At 51.2% G+C, this 16,639-nt stretch carries 20 protein-coding genes and 1 pseudogene; 14 read left to right on the plus strand and 7 right to left on the minus strand.

Translation table 11 applies throughout. The features are described 5' to 3' along the window. The first annotated feature begins 195 nt into the window (after window positions 1-195). The 4 genes from QFX39_RS06335 to QFX39_RS06350 all read left to right on the plus strand — a co-directional run bounded on the left by QFX39_RS06335 (window position 196) and on the right by QFX39_RS06350 (window position 2,493). Window positions 196-360 (plus strand): hypothetical protein, encoded by a 165-nt coding sequence (locus QFX39_RS06335; protein WP_171770386.1) that lies wholly within the window; start codon window positions 196-198, stop codon window positions 358-360. A gap of 3 nt (window positions 361-363) precedes the next feature. Then, window positions 364-840 carry a hypothetical protein gene (locus tag QFX39_RS06340; RefSeq protein ID WP_300478419.1) on the plus strand — a complete coding sequence of 159 codons (477 nt, stop codon included), beginning with the start codon at window positions 364-366 and terminating at the stop codon, window positions 838-840. A 122-nt stretch (window positions 841-962) separates the two neighbouring features. Next, the gene (locus QFX39_RS06345; protein WP_300478422.1) at window positions 963-1,655 is read left to right on the plus strand and encodes a DUF116 domain-containing protein; all 693 of its coding nucleotides are present in this window, start codon (window positions 963-965) and stop codon (window positions 1,653-1,655) included. 4 nt (window positions 1,656-1,659) lie between these two features. Next, window positions 1,660-2,493: a TatD family hydrolase gene (locus tag QFX39_RS06350; RefSeq protein WP_300478425.1), complete on the plus strand. Its 834-nt coding sequence runs from the start codon at window positions 1,660-1,662 to the stop codon at window positions 2,491-2,493. Window positions 2,494-2,656: 163 nt separating this feature from the next. On the opposite strand, the gene QFX39_RS06355 is transcribed toward QFX39_RS06350, so the two are convergent. The 4 genes from QFX39_RS06355 to QFX39_RS06370 form a co-directional block, all read right to left on the minus strand. Then, window positions 2,657-3,235, minus strand: coding sequence for a TIGR00267 family protein (locus QFX39_RS06355; RefSeq protein WP_300478428.1), 579 nt, complete (start codon window positions 3,233-3,235; stop codon window positions 2,657-2,659). Window positions 3,236-3,267: 32 nt separating this feature from the next. Further along, a complete protein-coding gene (hmgA, locus tag QFX39_RS06360) occupies window positions 3,268-4,461 on the minus strand; it encodes a hydroxymethylglutaryl-CoA reductase (NADPH) (protein WP_300478430.1) in 1,194 nt (397 codons plus the stop codon). Then, on the minus strand, window positions 4,461-5,330 hold the full coding sequence (gene sucD / locus QFX39_RS06365; protein ID WP_300478432.1) for a succinate--CoA ligase subunit alpha: 870 nt from the start codon (window positions 5,328-5,330) through the stop codon (window positions 4,461-4,463). The genes hmgA and sucD overlap by 1 nt, the downstream gene beginning before the upstream one ends. A 123-nt stretch (window positions 5,331-5,453) precedes the next feature. Beyond that, window positions 5,454-6,182 (minus strand): hypothetical protein, encoded by a 729-nt coding sequence (locus QFX39_RS06370; RefSeq protein WP_300478435.1) that lies wholly within the window; start codon window positions 6,180-6,182, stop codon window positions 5,454-5,456. 267 nt (window positions 6,183-6,449) lie between these two features. On the opposite strand from QFX39_RS06370, the gene aroD reads away from it, so the two are divergent. Together aroD and QFX39_RS06380 are read left to right on the plus strand one after the other, a co-directional pair. Next, complete coding sequence (gene aroD / locus QFX39_RS06375) at window positions 6,450-7,115, plus strand: type I 3-dehydroquinate dehydratase (RefSeq protein ID WP_300478438.1); 666 nt, start codon at window positions 6,450-6,452, stop codon at window positions 7,113-7,115. Between the two features lie 2 nt (window positions 7,116-7,117). Next, window positions 7,118-7,726 carry a S24/S26 family peptidase gene (locus tag QFX39_RS06380; RefSeq protein ID WP_300478440.1) on the plus strand — a complete coding sequence of 203 codons (609 nt, stop codon included), beginning with the start codon at window positions 7,118-7,120 and terminating at the stop codon, window positions 7,724-7,726. 250 nt (window positions 7,727-7,976) lie between these two features. On the opposite strand, the gene QFX39_RS06385 is transcribed toward QFX39_RS06380, so the two are convergent. Beyond that, entirely contained in the window at window positions 7,977-8,930 is a 954-nt protein-coding gene (locus tag QFX39_RS06385; protein ID WP_300478442.1) for a zinc metalloprotease HtpX, read from the minus strand. 307 nt (window positions 8,931-9,237) lie between these two features. Next, window positions 9,238-9,903, minus strand: a complete 666-nt coding sequence (locus QFX39_RS06390) for a histidinol phosphate phosphatase domain-containing protein (protein WP_300478469.1) — start codon at window positions 9,901-9,903, stop codon at window positions 9,238-9,240. Window positions 9,904-9,984: 81 nt separating this feature from the next. Here QFX39_RS06390 and QFX39_RS06395 point away from each other — a divergent pair, with 81 nt between their 5' ends. The 8 genes from QFX39_RS06395 (at window position 9,985) to cca (ending at window position 16,482) form a co-directional block, all read left to right on the plus strand. After that, window positions 9,985-10,839 carry a pantoate kinase gene (locus QFX39_RS06395; protein WP_300478444.1) on the plus strand — a complete coding sequence of 285 codons (855 nt, stop codon included), beginning with the start codon at window positions 9,985-9,987 and terminating at the stop codon, window positions 10,837-10,839. Window positions 10,840-10,879: 40 nt separating this feature from the next. Then, the gene (locus QFX39_RS06400; protein WP_300478447.1) at window positions 10,880-11,008 is read left to right on the plus strand and encodes a hypothetical protein; all 129 of its coding nucleotides are present in this window, start codon (window positions 10,880-10,882) and stop codon (window positions 11,006-11,008) included. Window positions 11,009-11,012: 4 nt separating this feature from the next. Further along, window positions 11,013-11,573, plus strand: coding sequence for a trans-aconitate 2-methyltransferase (locus QFX39_RS06405; RefSeq protein WP_300478450.1), 561 nt, complete (start codon window positions 11,013-11,015; stop codon window positions 11,571-11,573). Beyond that, on the plus strand, window positions 11,554-12,354 hold the full coding sequence (locus QFX39_RS06410) for a 2-amino-3,7-dideoxy-D-threo-hept-6-ulosonate synthase (protein ID WP_013295778.1): 801 nt from the start codon (window positions 11,554-11,556) through the stop codon (window positions 12,352-12,354). Before QFX39_RS06405 ends, QFX39_RS06410 begins: the two co-directional genes overlap by 20 nt. Before the next feature lies 1 nt (window position 12,355). Further along, complete coding sequence (locus tag QFX39_RS06415; RefSeq protein ID WP_300478471.1) at window positions 12,356-13,480, plus strand: 3-dehydroquinate synthase II; 1,125 nt, start codon at window positions 12,356-12,358, stop codon at window positions 13,478-13,480. Between the two features lie 67 nt (window positions 13,481-13,547). Beyond that, window positions 13,548-14,477 carry a hypothetical protein gene (locus QFX39_RS06420; RefSeq protein WP_300478454.1) on the plus strand — a complete coding sequence of 310 codons (930 nt, stop codon included), beginning with the start codon at window positions 13,548-13,550 and terminating at the stop codon, window positions 14,475-14,477. Window positions 14,478-14,480: 3 nt separating this feature from the next. After that, the gene (thpR, locus tag QFX39_RS06425) at window positions 14,481-15,050 is read left to right on the plus strand and encodes an RNA 2',3'-cyclic phosphodiesterase (protein ID WP_367185387.1); all 570 of its coding nucleotides are present in this window, start codon (window positions 14,481-14,483) and stop codon (window positions 15,048-15,050) included. A gap of 73 nt (window positions 15,051-15,123) precedes the next feature. Continuing rightward, window positions 15,124-16,482: a CCA tRNA nucleotidyltransferase gene (gene cca, locus QFX39_RS06430; protein ID WP_300478457.1), complete on the plus strand. Its 1,359-nt coding sequence runs from the start codon at window positions 15,124-15,126 to the stop codon at window positions 16,480-16,482. A gap of 2 nt (window positions 16,483-16,484) precedes the next feature. Here the strand turns inward: cca and QFX39_RS06435 are convergent. Then, a pseudogene (locus tag QFX39_RS06435) lies at window positions 16,485-16,639 on the minus strand (DNA primase catalytic subunit PriS); the annotation flags it as partial.

The raw sequence follows: 16,639 nt of genomic DNA on the forward strand, positions 1-16,639 counted from the left end.
AACTCACCTGGTTTTTATAACCATATAATTCTATCTTTATTCTCAATAATAAGTTTTTACGTGGAATGGTATTAAAATGGGGTTCCGGTGTAGGAATCAATCTGGATATGGTGGATGATGGTATTAAAATAGGGGTCCGGTGTAGGAGTCCCTCTGGATAAAGTAGATAAGGGATGCCAAAGATAGATTAAGCTGGTGATAGATATGTGCACTGTTGGAGGTCCAATGGCTGATATTGACATCAAGAAGATGAAGACCCGTAAATGTAAGTGCCTTGACTGTGGAAACGAGTTCAAGGGTGTTGGAAGGCGGATAATCTGCCCATCATGCCAGTCAGATAACGTTGAATGTGAAGGCTAGAGGGTGAGTGGTCTGGAATTCGATTTAAAGGATGACAGGATACTCTTTGTGGAGTCGGATTCAGGTACACTTGGCATAATACCCTCCGGCAGGAGGAGAACCATCTTCATGAACACCCCTGATGATGAGGTCGCCCTGTTCCTTGAACCAGATGACCTCATAGTCATATCCGCATTCAGCTCAGGGGAAAAGGCAAGGAGGGGCATGATGGCCCTCGCCTACCTCCTCCTTGAGATCGAGAACCCCCTAGTTGTTCTCCCTGAGGACCATCCAGGGTCCCGGAGGCTGAAGATGGTGGTCTCTGCCTCAGATACAATAAGACTGAGCTGCGAGATAACCCCCGGCACTCACCCGGACCACCATCTCCTCTGCTCGGTCAGCGAACTATCAGGGATGGAGATAGTATCAGAGAATGGCCTGGTTAAACTCTCAAACATGCCACCCGGTATCAGGGCGTGGGTGACAAAACTTGAATGGTGAGGCGGGGAAACTATTTTTAAGTACACCCACATAAACCATGAACGTGAATGATTATGATCAACGAATTCTATCAGGGAAACTATTTTTAAGTACACCCACATAAACCATGAACGTGAATGATTATGATCAACGAATTCTATCAGATATTCGGGCAGCTGGTATTCATAGCGGGTCTGGGTATCATTGTGATGCTTGCCTCAAGCCTCTTCCTCGGGAGGCTTCTTCTCAATGAGGACCGGTTGATATTCCCCAGACTCCTCCTTATCACAGTGGACATGTTCTACGGTCCATTCAAGAAGTTCTCAGAGACACTGGGACTCAACAGCCGTATAGTGGATCAGATAGGGGTTGAGGTGAGGAACAAGATCAACGAGAAAAGGTTCCGGTCAATAGACCCCCATGAGAAGGCACTCGTACTGCCCCACTGCCTCAGAAATCCAAAATGTGAGGCAAGGCTCGACAGGACAGGGCTTGTCTGCACTGGATGCAACCGCTGCATAATAGGTAAGATCAAGGAGCGGGCCGAGAGCATAGGGTACACGGTCTTCGTGATACCGGGGTCAACCTTCATAAAGAAGATAATGGAGGAGCGGAGGTTCAAGGCGGTCCTCGGGGTGGCCTGCTACCAGGACCTCAACCTGGCCATGATGAAGCTCTCAAGGTTCACACCACAGGGTGTCCCCCTCCTCAGGGACGGGTGCTTCAAGACAAAGGTGGACTTCAGGGCCGTCCTGGAGAAGATGGGGCTTGAAGGTGAGATGAGAAGACCAAGAGGCTGTATGAACCAGGTACCCGAGAAAACACTGGAGCAGTGATAGATTGGACATACCCATCACCGATAACCACATACACGTTGACCCCATCAACGGTGAGGGGCCGAAAGCCGTGGCCCTTAAATTTCAGAGGTCCGGTGGCAGGAGGATGATAATCCCCAACAAGCCATCCTGGACCATAAACGCCGGGACAGACTACCGTAAAACCATGGATACGGTGCTTAAGTACGCTGACATCATCAACCAGGAGACAGAGGTTGAAGCATATGCTGTGGTGGGACTCCACCCGGCGGAGTTATCAAGGCTCCTTGAGGCCGGCCGCGACCCTGAGAGGGCCGAGGAGATGATAAGGGAGGGCCTTGAGTATGCCCAGTCACTGGTCCTTGAGGGGAGGGCCGTTGCAATAGGTGAGGTTGGAAGACCCCACTACCCTGTCCCCCCTGAGGAGATGACCATCCACAACAGGCTGATGGTGTATGCCATGGAACTTGCAGCCGAGGCCTCATGTCCTGTGCAGCTTCACACCGAGACCTCTGGACCTGAAGAGTTCAGGGAATTCGCAGGGATGGCCTCTGAGGCTGGTATAAAGAAGCACATGGTTATAAAGCACTTCTCCGGCCCCCTGACAGGAAGGGATGAGAACCATGGACTCACACCATCCCTCATTGCATCCGGAGATGTCATAAGGGAGGGCATCAGGAAGGGGTCAGGCTTCCTCATGGAGACCGACTACCTTGATGATAGCAGCAGACCAGGCGCGGTCCTCGGACCCAAGACCGTCCCGAGGAGGACAATTGAATTCCTGAATAAGGGGATATTCAGTGAGGAGGACGCCTACAGAATACACCAGGAGACCGTTGAAAGAGTCTACGGTTTATAAATCGCTGAGTTCTGACCTCAGGTGCTCGATGAAATCATATATCACGTCCTCGTCTACAGTTTATAAATCGCTGAGTTCTGACCCAACAGTTAATTTTTCCGGGAAAGAATGGGAAAAATAAAAATTTTTTAATAACCTTTTTTAACCACAAAAAAATCTTTTTTCAGTGGGATCCCCCGAGGAAGATGCTGACAAGGCCTATCAGGATCCCTATCACAACAACCTCAAGGCTGGTCCTGTAGATGTTCTCCCTTGAAACCCTCCCGAGGTAAACGCCAAGGACCAGGAGGGCTGCGAGGCACAGTACAACGGTCACAATGGTTGCTGTCATCCTCTCAGATATCACAAGAAATGGGAGTACAGGTACAAAGGAGCCAAGGAAACTTGAGAATCCATGTGTGAACATGCTCATGTACACGCGTCGCCTTGCCTGCTGGTGGATGATGGTATCATCCAGTTTACCCTCATCCATCATCATCTTCCTCTCAAGCTCACGCATTGTCCTTGTTTCTTCAGCCCTCTCACCTATGAATGAACCGAAGGCATTGGACATTGCAAGGGCCACGCCCCCGCTGAGTCCTGTCAGGGCTATGAGGTGGTTATCCACACTGAGGCCGCCGGCACCTGCAACTCCACTGGCGGTTAGTGTAACACCCATCACAGCCAGTATACCGTCAAGTGTCCCGAGAGCCACATAGCGGCTCATGTTGATGTACTCATGAAGAAATTCACGTATATCCATCTCTGATCATCCATCATTTCAGTCAATAAGGGCTAACCCCTCCCCAGTTCACTGTGTGCACGTGCAAGGTGGCCGGCTGCGAGGGCGCCCATGAGGGATAGTTCACCTGCAAGGACAGCACCCCCCACGATCTCTGCAAACTCATGGACACCCCCTGAACCCCGGACACCCATGATATCAAGGCACTCGGATGCCGTCTCAAGTCCCGTGCCACCCCCAACAGTTGCAAGGGGCACATCAGGGAGGTTAACTGAGAAGTAAAGGTCGCCGTTTTTCTCCTCTGCAACGGTAACCCCAAGGCTACCCTCAACAATGTGGGCCTCATCCTGTCCCGTTGCAAGGAATATGGCGCCTATTATGTTGGCGTAGTGGGCATTGAATCCCATGCTTCCAGCGAGGGCTGATCCCAGGAGGTTCTTTGCGGTGTTAACCTCAACAACAGCCTCTGGTGTTGTCTTGAGGACCCTCTCAACCATCTCCCCCGGTACAGTTACCTCTGCACTGATGCTCTTACCCCGGCCCTCAACCAGGTTTATGGATGCGGGTTTCTTATCGGTGCAGAGGTTTCCACTCAGGGCAATCACATGGGCACCTGTCTCCTCTGTGAGGAGTTCAAGGGCCTTCTCTGTGGCTATGGTGACCATGTTCATCCCCATGCTATCCCCTGTTGTGTAGACGAACCTGGGGTAAACGTAGGGCCCCGCCACGATAATCGGGTCTATCTTTATGAGTTTTCCGTGCCTCGTTGTTGACTCAGCCTCCTCCCTGATGGCATCAATGTTCTCCTGGATCCATTCCCTGAGATTTAAAGCCTCAGCAGCAGAACCAGTCCTTATAACGGGGGCCCTTGTCATAGAGTCACCTGTTATCCTTACAGATGCACCCCCCGCCCCTGTGATCACCGAGCAACCCCTGTTCACGGAGGCCACCAGTGCACCCTCTGAGGTTGCAAGGGGTACATAGTACTCGCCGTCTGCATATTCACCCCTAACCCTCAGTGGGCCGGCGACCCCCAGGGGGATCTGAACGGCGCCTATGGGGTTTTCAATGTTCCTCCTTGACGCCCTATCCATGTCAATTGTATAGTGGGATACATGCTCAAGCCTGGCCCCTGAGACCCTCTCAATGAACTCCCTTCTTATCCTGACAGCCTCATCAACAGGTACGTGCCTTTCAATTTCATAGAGTTTTATCTTACCCTCAAGGAGGTCATCCATGAGTGACATCAGAGAGCCCCCTCCATGCGCCTGAGTTCCCTGACTATGGCGGATGGCCTGTCAACAACCACAGCGCCTGCGGATTCAAGGGCCTCCCTTTTACTCTGCGCTGTTCCTGCACCTCCCTCTATGATGGCCCCTGCATGGCCCATCCTCTTACCTGGAGGTGCAGTTGAGCCTGAGATGAAGGCAAAGACCGGCTTTGACATGTGGTCACCTATGTACTCTGCGGCCCTCTCCTCTGCGTCTCCACCTATTTCACCTATTAGGACAACTGCGTCTGTCTGGGGGTCCTCCTCAAACCTCTCAAGGACATCCACAAATCCAAGGCCCGTTACAGGGTCGCCTCCTATCCCGACACAGGTGCTCTGGCCGAAGCCCGCTTCTGTGAGCTGGGCAGCGAATTCATAGGTGAGTGTCCCGCTCCTTGAGACTATCCCTATGTTGCCCTCGGTGAAGATGTTTGTGGGCATTATACCCAGTTTACCAACACCGGGAGTTATTATGCCAGGAGTGTTGGGCCCTATGACTGTCTTACCCATCCTTTCAGCGTATTCCATTATCTGCATTGAGTCGTGGACCGGTATGTGCTCTGTTATTATAACCACAAGGTCAAGGTGCCTTATGGACTCAAAGGCCGCGTCCTTGGCAAAGGGTGCAGGTACGAAGATTATGGATGCATTGACATCCATCTCCTCCCTGACCTCCTCAACCGAGTTGTACACGCCGAGGCCAAGGAACTCCTGCCCACCCTTACCGGGTGTGACACCGGCCACTATACTTGTTCCGTATTCAAGCATCTGTTCTGTATGGAATGATCCCTGTTTACCTGTTATGCCCTGAACCAGGCATCTGGTATCCTCATCAAGCAGTATCATGATAAATCCCCTCAATACTATGTTGGTGAAATCTAAAATACTTGGTGATAATGAATCAGCTAACCCCCCGGTGGATCCCATAATACGCCAAGCGGACCATCGGAATCCCTGCCAGGCAGAGGTTCAGACCATAAGTATTCTTGTTCTCTCCTCAAATGGCACCGAAAGGTCGATGAGGTTGCCGTTGAGGAATGCTGTTGCAGAGACTATTACACTTCCAGGTATCACATGTGAGGGTGAGCCCCTCCTTACAAGGTACACGTTTTTGTGTCCAAGGGCTGCCCCCAGCATTGCCCCTGCCACGACCCCGACGCTCTCCATATCCTCTATGGTCGCCACAACAACAGGGTCATCGGTCTTATCTGAAACATAACCCACTCCTGGAATCCTGCGGACCCCTGGCCTGATCTCCTGGCTCACATCTGTAACTCCATCCATTCCCCCAGCAGCCTGTATGGCTGAGTTCGCAACATCAGCCACGAAGTCCTCACCACCATAGGTGTCAAATGCCAGTATAACCGCATCAGGGTAACGATCCTGCCTCACAAGTGCCTCTGCATATGATATGCCCTCACCTGCACCGTCAGGTTCATCTGATATCCCCTCAAGGTCGCCGAGGCTCTCTGATGAGTCCCTGAGTATCTCAACTATTGCCCTGTTCACGTCCTCCAGCATCTCATCCTCTACAAATGCACTTATAACCACATCGTCGCCTGTTATGTTTGTGAGTGCTGCGCTCTCTGCACCCGCGTCAAGTAGGCCCGGTATCGAGGCCTCCAGTGCATTTATAAGTTCCCTGCTGCAGCTCGTATCATTATCTGATATATCTGCACCTATGGAAGTTATCCTCAAATCAATCACCTTATACCTAATTTGAGGTGCGGGAATAAATAGGTTACAGCAGAACACGGCACCCTTCACCTTCACCCCATTCAAAGTGCAGGAACAAACAGGTTACAGCAGAACCCTGTGGAGTGTGGAGGTTCCTGAGTGCTGTCTCGTATGATTGGAATAACAAGCACCCCAACCATGCAAAATTTAATTACCAGAAATAACATATAGAGGTTAGTGTAAATTATTGGTTCTCGAAACTCCACAAACCTAAGGAGAAATAATTAAATGGAAACCATGATCTGTGTCCCCATCTTTGAGAGGACATATGAAGCTGTTATCGAATCCGCAGAAAGGGCCATAGAAGCAGGAGCCGATATCCTGGAGCTCAGAATAGATGCCCTCAAAGGGGCATCGGGGGCTGAGGTGAAAGGTGTCATAGAGGATATTGACTTTCCTGTAATAGCAACAAACAGGTCCCCGGAGGAGGGAGGTGACTTCAGTGGCACCGAATCTGAGAGGATAGAACTCCTGAGCTCCGCTGCCGAGGTTGCCCGCTATGTTGATGTTGAACTCAGCACCGACCCTGAGTACATCGAGAGGGTCACGGCAGTTGCCGCTGGGAGCATCATATCCTACCATAACTTCACAGGGACACCATCACTTGAGGCCCTCCTGAGGATAGTCCGGATGGAGAAGGAATTCGGGGACATTGCAAAGGTGGCTGTTATGCCCCGGAACCTGGCGGACACCCTCGTGGTTCTTCAGCTGCTCTCGGTGGAGGATAATACAATAGCAATATCCATGGGGGAAGCCGGGAAATACACGAGGGTCGCAGCCGCCCTCTTCGGTGCTCCAATAACCTTTGCATCAGCGGACCGTTCAACAGCACCAGGACAGATGGACGTCCGTATCACCAGGACAATGATTGATGAACTCATGCCGGAGGATTGAAGATGAAGAAGGTTCTGATTATCCTTGCAGTGCTTGTCATCGCTTTTGCAGGTGCATTTTACTATACTGAGAACGCCCATTCGGTTGACATCACAATAAAGACTGACGGGGTTAACATCACGGTTGAGGCAGACACCATATTCCTCCAGAAAGCTCCACCTGAGATGGAGCAGAAGATCGGTGAATACATGGCGGACGTCATTAACGACCCTGACAGCACCGTTGAGACAATAAAGGCCAATGTTACAGATATAGCAAGGAGTTACGGCTACAGTAAGGTTGATGTGACCATTGAGTCACAGTTCGGTGTTGATCAGCTCCCCATGCCAGCCGTTGTGAGCGGTGACTCAATGTACCCGACACTAAGGGATGGGCAGGAACTCATAGTGCTCAAGACAGACGACTACAAGGTGGGGGATATAGTTATAGCCAAGCACCCAGAGTATGGCCTTATAGTGAAGAGGGTGGGTAAGATAGAGCCCACCAGGGTGTACCTCATGAGTGACAACAAGAAGGTTGAGCGCATCTACACACCAACATCGGTGATTGTCAGGACGCCCCTCAACACATGGGTCCCAAGGTCGGCCATTGTGGGTGTTGTGAAGAAGTAATGAAAACCCGCACACCCACTCCCTAACCTTCTCTACGTTTTCTACTGCCTGGAACGATGATGCTGATTAAGAAACCTGCCATGAGTATCAGTGAAAGCGTTCTTAAATGTCTGCATCGTTGGTGAACTCACAGCTGTATTCATGATTTCTCTGCCAATCCGCTAGCAATATGTTCCAGAAACGAATACAGTCCCCATGAAAGAATCAGATCATATTGCAAAAAAGTTGAATTCCTGAGATAAAAAATTAATCAGGTGAACTCAGAGAGCCTCTCAATCCTTCTGAGCATGTTTGGGTGTGTTGAGAGAAGTTCAAGTATCCTTGCACCCATACCAACCTTTACTCCACTGTACTTCACCCTTTGAAGCTCGGCCATGCTTATGGTGCCGTCCATGTCAATGTCAAGCTGACTGAGATCGTTTATCTCATTTCTGGCGTCGGATACATCGTTGAGGAAGAATGCCTTAACACCCTCAACCTGCTTCAGATCATCCCTGTCAAATGCAGCGGAGCCATAAACCAGTTTGTAGAGTGCACTTGCAAGTTTGTGTGGCTGGCCACCGATCTCCACACTGCCCTGGTCCGCATAGTACTCCCTTGTCCTTGATATGAAGAGGACTATCAGCTGGCCAAGGAAGTACGCTATGAGTGCCGCGATTCCAACCAGGGTTGCATCGTCGTCCCTGCTGTATATGGTGCTCCAGAATATGTAATAGCAGATAAGTGGAACCGCGCTCACAAGGGTCATGACTATCATGTCACTGTGCCTTATGTGGGATATCTCGTGCCCAAGGACGGCCCGGAGTTCCTCCTCATCAAGGAGGTTCAGTATGCCCCTTGTTACACATACCCTACCGTCTGATTTTGTTCTCCCAAAGGCAAAGGCGTTGGGCACTGCAATCTCTGCAATTCCAACCCTGGGTTTGGGTATTCCAGCATTCCTTGCAAGTTCATCCACCATGGCGTGAAGCCTGGGGGCCTCGGCCTCACTGACGTAATGGACGTTCATTGTGAGTTCCACTATCTTGGGGGAGAGGAGGTACTGAAGGAACACTATGCCAAAACCAAGCAGGGCATAGAACAGTGGACCGCCGAATCCCATGAGGGCCCCTATTGCTATGAGTATGGTGTAGATTATACCAAATAAAAGTGCTGTTGCCAGGAACATCCTTAGCTTCAGTTTCCATGTGCTGAGTTTTCTCATTTTGGCTTTTTCCTCCATCATGGTATTAGTTACAATGAGTTATTTTATTCTGAGGAGATATAAACTTTTTGTTATTTACTGCCATCAAATTATTAAAAGTCGGATCACTGTGTTCAGTTATATGGGTGCAGATATATAACTCCAGAGGTTGACCCGAGTTCAGAACGGGCCGAAGGTGAAGACACATTAAAAATTCACCTATTAAATTCTTTTTTCTAGATCCCCTATCGATTTACCAATCATTCACAGTTTTATCCTGAAAAAATAAATGGAAATTTCAGGAAAACCAATCTATTAATCAAATGGCTCATATAATGCCATTACCCTTAAGAAGTTTTTTAGGGTTCTTAACAAGGGCTTCTTCAACCTCTGATTCATCAAGTCCAGCTCCAAGACCCACCCGGCGTGCCATGTCATAGTCAAGGAGGTCACCCGGTGCATGGGTGTCGGTGTCAATGACAACCGGAACCCCCACCTCACGGGCAACACTCGCAACATGCCCGTTACCCAGGCAGTGCCCCTTCCTTGCGCTTATCTCAAGTGTAACACCATTCTCACGGGCAAGTTCAGCATCATCCACCGTTATGAGGCCAGGGTGGGCCAGTATATCAACCTCCGGGCAGCTAACAGCCGCATGATTGGTGCCGGGAATCACAGGTTCAACGATTGTTTCCCCGTGCACAACTATGATCTCAGCCCCAAGACGCCGTGCCCTCACAGCAAGTTTTTCAATTATCTCAACAGGTGCATGTGTTATCTCAGCCCCCGGTATGACCCTGATGTCCCAGTTATCTCCGATATCCTCAACCGCGTCTATGAGGGATGTTATGGTGTTTATATTCGAGGCATCTATGTGGTCTGTGATGGCTATGGCCTCATGTCCCAGGACACATGCCCTCCTTGCAAGTTCAGATGGCAGGAGCTCACCGTCACTCAGGAGACTGTGGGTGTGAAGATCAATCCTGTTTCTGATTTCAGGTCCTCCTTAAAAATCATTATATTCATGTTACAATATACCAGTGAACAGTTAGAGTATGTCCAGGGAAGTATTTAAATGAAGCCCTCAGTCTTTGTTCCAGCACATATAACCGGATTCTTTGAGGTTGTAAGGGCCGCTGATCCCCTGAGAACCGGTTCCAGGGGTGCAGGGGTCGTCCTTGACCGGGGAGTTGAAACCTCAATAAAGGTCAGGAGTTCCGAAGATAAAACGGTTGTTAGGGTCAACGGGAAGAGAGAACACGGGGAATCAGTTAGCCTGCGTTCCATTGAAATCCTCAGGGAAATAACAGGATTCAGGGAGGGTGTGAGCATACACCACAGGGTTGATGTCCCCATAGGGTGTGGTTTTGGGGTATCAGCTGCCTGCGCCCTGGGGAGCGTCCTTGCAGCTGTAAGGGAACTTGAACTCCCTGTCACGGTCAACACTGCAGGTTCAGTGGCCCACAGGGCAGAGGTGGAACTTGGAACAGGACTGGGTGACCTGATAGCCGAGATGACCGGCGGGATAGTCATAAGAACCAGGGAGGGCCCGCCTGGATACGGCAGGACAGACCAGATCACTGACAGGGGCCTGTATGTCTTAACAGAGACCCTGGGGGAGCTTGACACGGCATCGGTCATCGGTGACGAAGCAAAGGTTGGTGCGATAAACCGGATGGGTGCCGGGATGATCCGGAGGCTCCTCAGGGAGCCGACACCCAGGATGTTCATGGAACTCTCCCGTGAGTTTGCCACAGGAACCTCACTCATAACCCAGGAACTCAGAGAACCCATGGAGGCCCTCTCTGAGGGGACACTGGGGGCATCCATGGCAATGCTGGGTAACACGGTATTTGCACTGTCAGCGGACCCTGATGCCGGGGGCGATGACGTGTATGGAATTGACTTTTCAGGTGCAAGGTTTCTGTGATGCTGGAGTTAAAGGGCAGAAGACCATCTGGGGGGGTTCTATGGGTGATAATGAACATATCTGTGGATTTGGGGGAAAATACTTTAAATTAAAAGATTATATTAATCACTGTTCCCATCTCTGCATCAGGGATCCCCGGATGAATGGTGTGAGGGGGACAGACAGGTGAGGCCATGATAAGACTGGTGTATGATATAAACATCTACCGGGACGTCCTCAGGGATGTCCTGAGGCCCGGGGACACCGTTGTTGAACTGGGGTGTCACATAGGGAATTCAACACGCATAATATCTGACCTTGTGCCGGGTGGCAGGGTGGTGGCGGTTGATAACAGCCCAGAGGCGGTTGATGTTATGGAGGCCCTGAGCAGGGAGAGGGATAATGTTGAATTCATATCAGGGGATGTTCGCCTCCATGAAACCCTTGAAGAGGTCTGCAGTATGATTGAATCCTGTGATGTGCTCAGCGTTGACCTTGGAGGGGGTTATCATCCAGATACAACCTTCAAGGTGTACTTCATATGGTCATCCACACTCAAACCAGGGGCCTCAATCATAAGGAACCGGGGTCTCCTGGACTTTGTATGCTCATCCATCACCGAAGAGTCATTCACCTCAGGGTATGGATGGCTTGAGTCAAGTGGGGACGCTGGAATCCCACCACGGCTCAGGGAATTTAAACTCTGGTCCAGTAAAATCTACAAGGAGGGTGCCCATGATAGGCAAAAGGATTAGAATTGAGAGGATAATAAACAGGAAGACCGACAGGACTGTCATAGTACCCCTTGACCATGGTGTCTCAATTGGACCCGTTAAGGGGATAATAGATATGGCAGGGACCATCGATGAGGTGGCAAGCGGCGGAGCCAACGCCGTCCTCATGCACAAGGGGATGGTGAGGAGCGGACACAGGGGGTACGGGAGGGATATCGGCCTCATAATACACCTATCCGCAAGCACGGGCCTCGGCCCTGACCCCAACCATAAGGTGCTTGTCACCTCGGTTGAGAAGGCCCTCAAGCTGGGCGCCGATGCCGTATCAGTCCACGTGAACGTGGGATCCGAGAGGGAGCCGGAGATGCTCATAAAGCTCGGTACCGTGGCTGAAATCTGTGATGACTGGGGAATGCCACTCATAGCCATGATGTACCCCAGGGGTGACAGGATAAAGGACGAGCACGACCCTGAGGTTGTTAAACTTGCAGCGCGTGCAGGTGCAGAGCTGGGTGCAGATATAATAAAGACCAACTACACAGGTGACCCTGACACCTTCAGGGAGGTTGTGAAGGGCTGCCCTGTCCCTGTGGTGATAGCAGGGGGCCCAAAGATTGAAACAGAGGAGGAACTACTCCAGATGGTCAGGGACTCCGTTGATGCAGGTGGTGCCGGTGTAGCCATTGGAAGGAACATCTTCCAGGCCGATTCACCTGCAGATATGACCCGGGCCATTGCAGGTATCGTTCATGACGGCCTTGAAGTTGAGGATGCCGTCAGGATACTCAGGGGTGGCGACTGAGATGAAATTCGCATGGCTGATGGCCCCAGACACCTACTGGGATGAGAAGAAGGCCTTCATAACAGCAGCCCTCGAATCAGGGATAGACCACATCGTGGACACCTCTGATGCCGAGAGGATAAAGAAACTTGGAAACCTCACCCTGATATCCCCTGAGGAAGAGGCAGACATAGTACTCATTGGAAGGGACGGTGAGGGCGACGGAACCCTGGAACTCCCCGAGACCCTTGATTACTCAAGGGACCTTGAAATGGCAGCTGAGCTTAAATCCGGGGGTAAGGAGGTTGCGGCCTACGTTGAGATAAGGAGCAAGGCCCACGAGGAACTTGCAAGAAAACTGGGCCGCATCGTGGACTACCTCATACTCGTTGGGGAGGACTGGAAGATCATCCCCCTTGAGAACATAATAGCGGATCTCCAGGAGGAGGACGTTAAACTGGTCGCGGCGGCGGCAGATGCCGATGAGGCGAGGGTAGCCCTTGAGACCCTTGAACACGGAACCGACGGCGTACTCATAGAACCCGCGGACATCTCACAGATAAAGGCCATAGCAGAGCTCCTTGAGGAGATCGAAAGTGAAACCTATGAACTCAAACCCGCCACGGTCACCAGGGTTGAGCCCCTGGGCTCCGGTGACAGGGTCTGCGTGGACACCTGCTCAATGATGGACGTCGGTGAGGGTATGCTGGTGGGCAGCTACTCACAGGGTCTCTTCCTGGTGCACAGCGAGTCCCTTGAAAGCGAGTATGTGGCCTCAAGGCCCTTCCGCGTGAACGCCGGACCTGTCCAGGCCTACGTCATGATACCCGGTGGCAGGACAAAGTACCTCTCTGAACTTGAAACCGGTGATGAGGTCCTCATCGTTGACCGGAATGGGAGGTCAAGGACCGCGGTTGTCGGAAGGGTTAAAATCGAGAAGAGGCCCCTGATGCTTGTTGAGGCAGAGTACGAGGGCGTGAGGGTCAGGACGCTCCTGCAGAACGCAGAGACAATAAGGCTGGTGAATGATAGGGGAGAACCTGTATCTGTCAGTGAGCTCAGTGAGGGTGATAAGGTCCTTGTCTACTTCGAGGACTCTGCAAGGCACTTCGGTATGGCCATAACAGAGACCATAATCGAGAAATGAGCCACAGCAGAGGGGATGGGCCTGAATGGCCTATCATAAACTCATCACATTCACAGATGGTATATTTATGTACAGAGTGAGGCTCATAACCCCCAGGGAGAAGGATGAACTCCTGGCTGAACTCTCCAGACTCAGACTCTTTGAGAGGAAGGCCAGCCTCCATGGGGCCTGCGTCAAGCTCCTCACAGATGACGTGTCATTCAAGGAGGAGTGGGAGGACAACTTCAGATTCATGAGCGAAGATGTGAGGCCCCATGCAAAGGTATTCGCTGTGTCAGATGGTGGTGACCTGGAGGTTCTCTACGAGGCAAATTCAAAGACAGTCATAATCAGAAACTGTGACTACTATGGCTGGGTTAAGAGCATAGCCCTTGCAGCGGTTGCCGACTTCTTTGAGGAGTACCATTCAGAGCACCGCCGCTACTCGGTCCATGGCTCAGCCCTCGACCGTGAAGGGGAGGGAGTTGCGATCATAGGGCCGCCTGGTAAAGGTAAGACGACCCTCACCTACGGCCTCCTCCTTGATGGGGCCTACAGTTATGTTTCAGATGACTGGTTCTTCACCCGCCTCCTTGAGAACGGGGTTCTGGTGTATGCATCCGAGAAGAACTCCTATATCCGGGACGATATAGGGATTGTGTGGAATGAGTACTCCTCCCTCCTGGACTCTGTGAAACTGGATGCTAGAGCCAGGGGGGTTGCAGATGTTGGGATGCTCTTTGGGGGGCGGATAAGGGAGTCCACAACACTCAAAAGGGTTGTTCTCCTTGAGAGAAACCCAGATAATCCCCCGATGAGGAGGCTGGATCCGGAGGAGGGGATGGAGTATCTGCTGGAAAATGACTTCTGCAACCCCCACCAGCTTGTACGGGATGAGAGAAAGATGGGGCTCCGGAGGAGGTTCTTCAGTGAACTCCTGGGCAGGGTGGACCTCCACATACTCAACACCATTGAAACACCCGCCAGGAGCCTTGAAAGGCTGAAAAAACTTGACTGAAACATGGAGGATCATGAAATGAAGGTCAGGGCCTTCCTTGCAGTTGATGCTGACGATGAACTAAGGGAAAGGGTATGTGAGATACAGGATATCCTGAGGGGCGCAGATGCCCAGATAAAATTCGTTGAACCTGAGAACCTCCACTTCACACTGAAATTCTTCGGTGATGTGGGTGAGGGTAAACTCAGGAGGATAAGGGGGATAGTGGATGAAACCCTCAAGGGCTATGAACCATTCGAACTTCACGTAACCGGTGCCGGTGTCTTTCCAAACCCTAACTACATCCGGGTGGTGTGGCTTGGGGTTGAAAATCCGGAGGTATTCTCAGAGCTGCAGAGGAACCTGGACATGGAATTTGCCAGGATAGGATTCCGGAAGGAAAGGGATTATGTGCCCCACCTGACCATCGGGCGGGTAAAGGGTCCAAGGAACCGTGAGAAACTTGCAGCCATGATAGGGGAGCTGGAGAATGTGGACGCCGGGACCCTGAGGGTTGACAGGGTCTCACTTAAAAGGAGTGAACTCACACCTGAAGGACCCGTCTACAGTGACCTCGAGGTCTTCAGAATCTGATTAATTTTAATTGATATGGTGGACATGCGACAGTGTGCACTGGGAGTATAAACGGATAACATGGTGAATAAACATGGACTACAGTGAAATACTTGAGAGTATAAAACCCGGAAGAGAAGAATATCAGCGGGTCATGGAATTATCAGATAGCCTTGTTGAATGTATAAATGAACTCGCAGCGAGCATGGGGATAGATGCTGAGGCCTTCCTTGTGGGTTCAGTTGCCAAGGGGACCTGGCTTTCAGGCGGCGCCGACATCGATATATTCATCCACTTCCCCCTGGACACCCCCGAGGATGAACTGAAGGAGAATGGCCTGAAACTCGGATACCTCTGCATAGAGAGGTTCATGGGAGAGGCCGAGGAGAGGTATGCGTCACACCCCTACGTTACAGGACACATAGATGGTTACGAGGTGGACTTCGTCCCCTGCTACAGGATATCCCATGCCTCAGAACTCAGATCCGCCGTTGACAGAACCATACTCCACACAAGGTACATCCAGAGGAACCTTAAGGAGGAGCAGATGGATGAGGTTCTTCTCCTCAAACAGTTCATGAAGTCAACAGGGACCTACGGATCCGAGTTCAGGGTTGGAGGATTTGCAGGTTACCTTGCAGAGCTCCTGGTTCTCCACTACGGAAACTTCGAGAGGGTGCTTAAAGGCGCCCTCAGCTGGAGGCCCGGGTACATCATAGACCTCGAGGGCCATGGTACCGGTGGGGGTTTTCAGGAGCCCCTCGTGGTGGTTGACCCTGTAGACAGTAACAGGAACGTTGCGGCGGCACTCACACTGCAGAGGATGGCTGAATTTGTAACTGCAGCCAGGAATTTCCTGAGGGACCCGAAACCCGAATATTTCAGGAAACCACAGTACACCCCAGATCCCGGTGAAATACTTGAAACCATAGAAAAAAGGGGCTCAAAGGTCATTCTGGTATCCACCGGGGTGCCTGATGTCCCCGCAGATGCCCTCTACCCCCAGCTCAGGAAGACCCTTGATTCCATAGTCAGAAACCTGGAGAATGAGGGATTCTCGGTTCTTGGGGCCGACTACTGGAGCGACGAATCAAGTGTCTCTTTTATGATCATTGAAATGGAGGTCTGGGCGCTCCCATCCTACAGGAAGAGATACGGACCCCCTGTCTGGTCCAGGCGGCACAGTGAGAGGTTCACAGAAAGGCATGAGAGGGTATGGGTTGAGGGCCCGAGGCTTGTGGTGGAATCCCCCAGGAGGGATAGGAACGCTGTTGATTACATTAAAAGGCTCCTATCAAAACCTGAAAGGCTTAAAATGGGAAAACACATACGCAAAGAACTGATAAATGGCTTCAGTGTTGATTTCCTTGAGGATACCATTGAATCACTGGACCCTGAATTTCTGATGTTCCTTGACGCCTTCCTGAATCCCTGGAAGGCCATCAGAAGATGACCTTATGATTCCCTTTCATGAACAAATTTTGGAACGGCACTCTTAAGGGGATCAAATGTCTCAGGGTTCTTAACCTCCATGCAAATCATGCTGACCTTTGAGTGGAGTGATGTGGGGAGTCTCAGTATCCTCTTGAGGTCAATTGTGACCTTGGCAT

Source organism: Methanothermobacter sp. (assembly GCF_030055425.1).
GTDB lineage: Archaea > Methanobacteriota > Methanobacteria > Methanobacteriales > Methanothermobacteraceae > Methanothermobacter.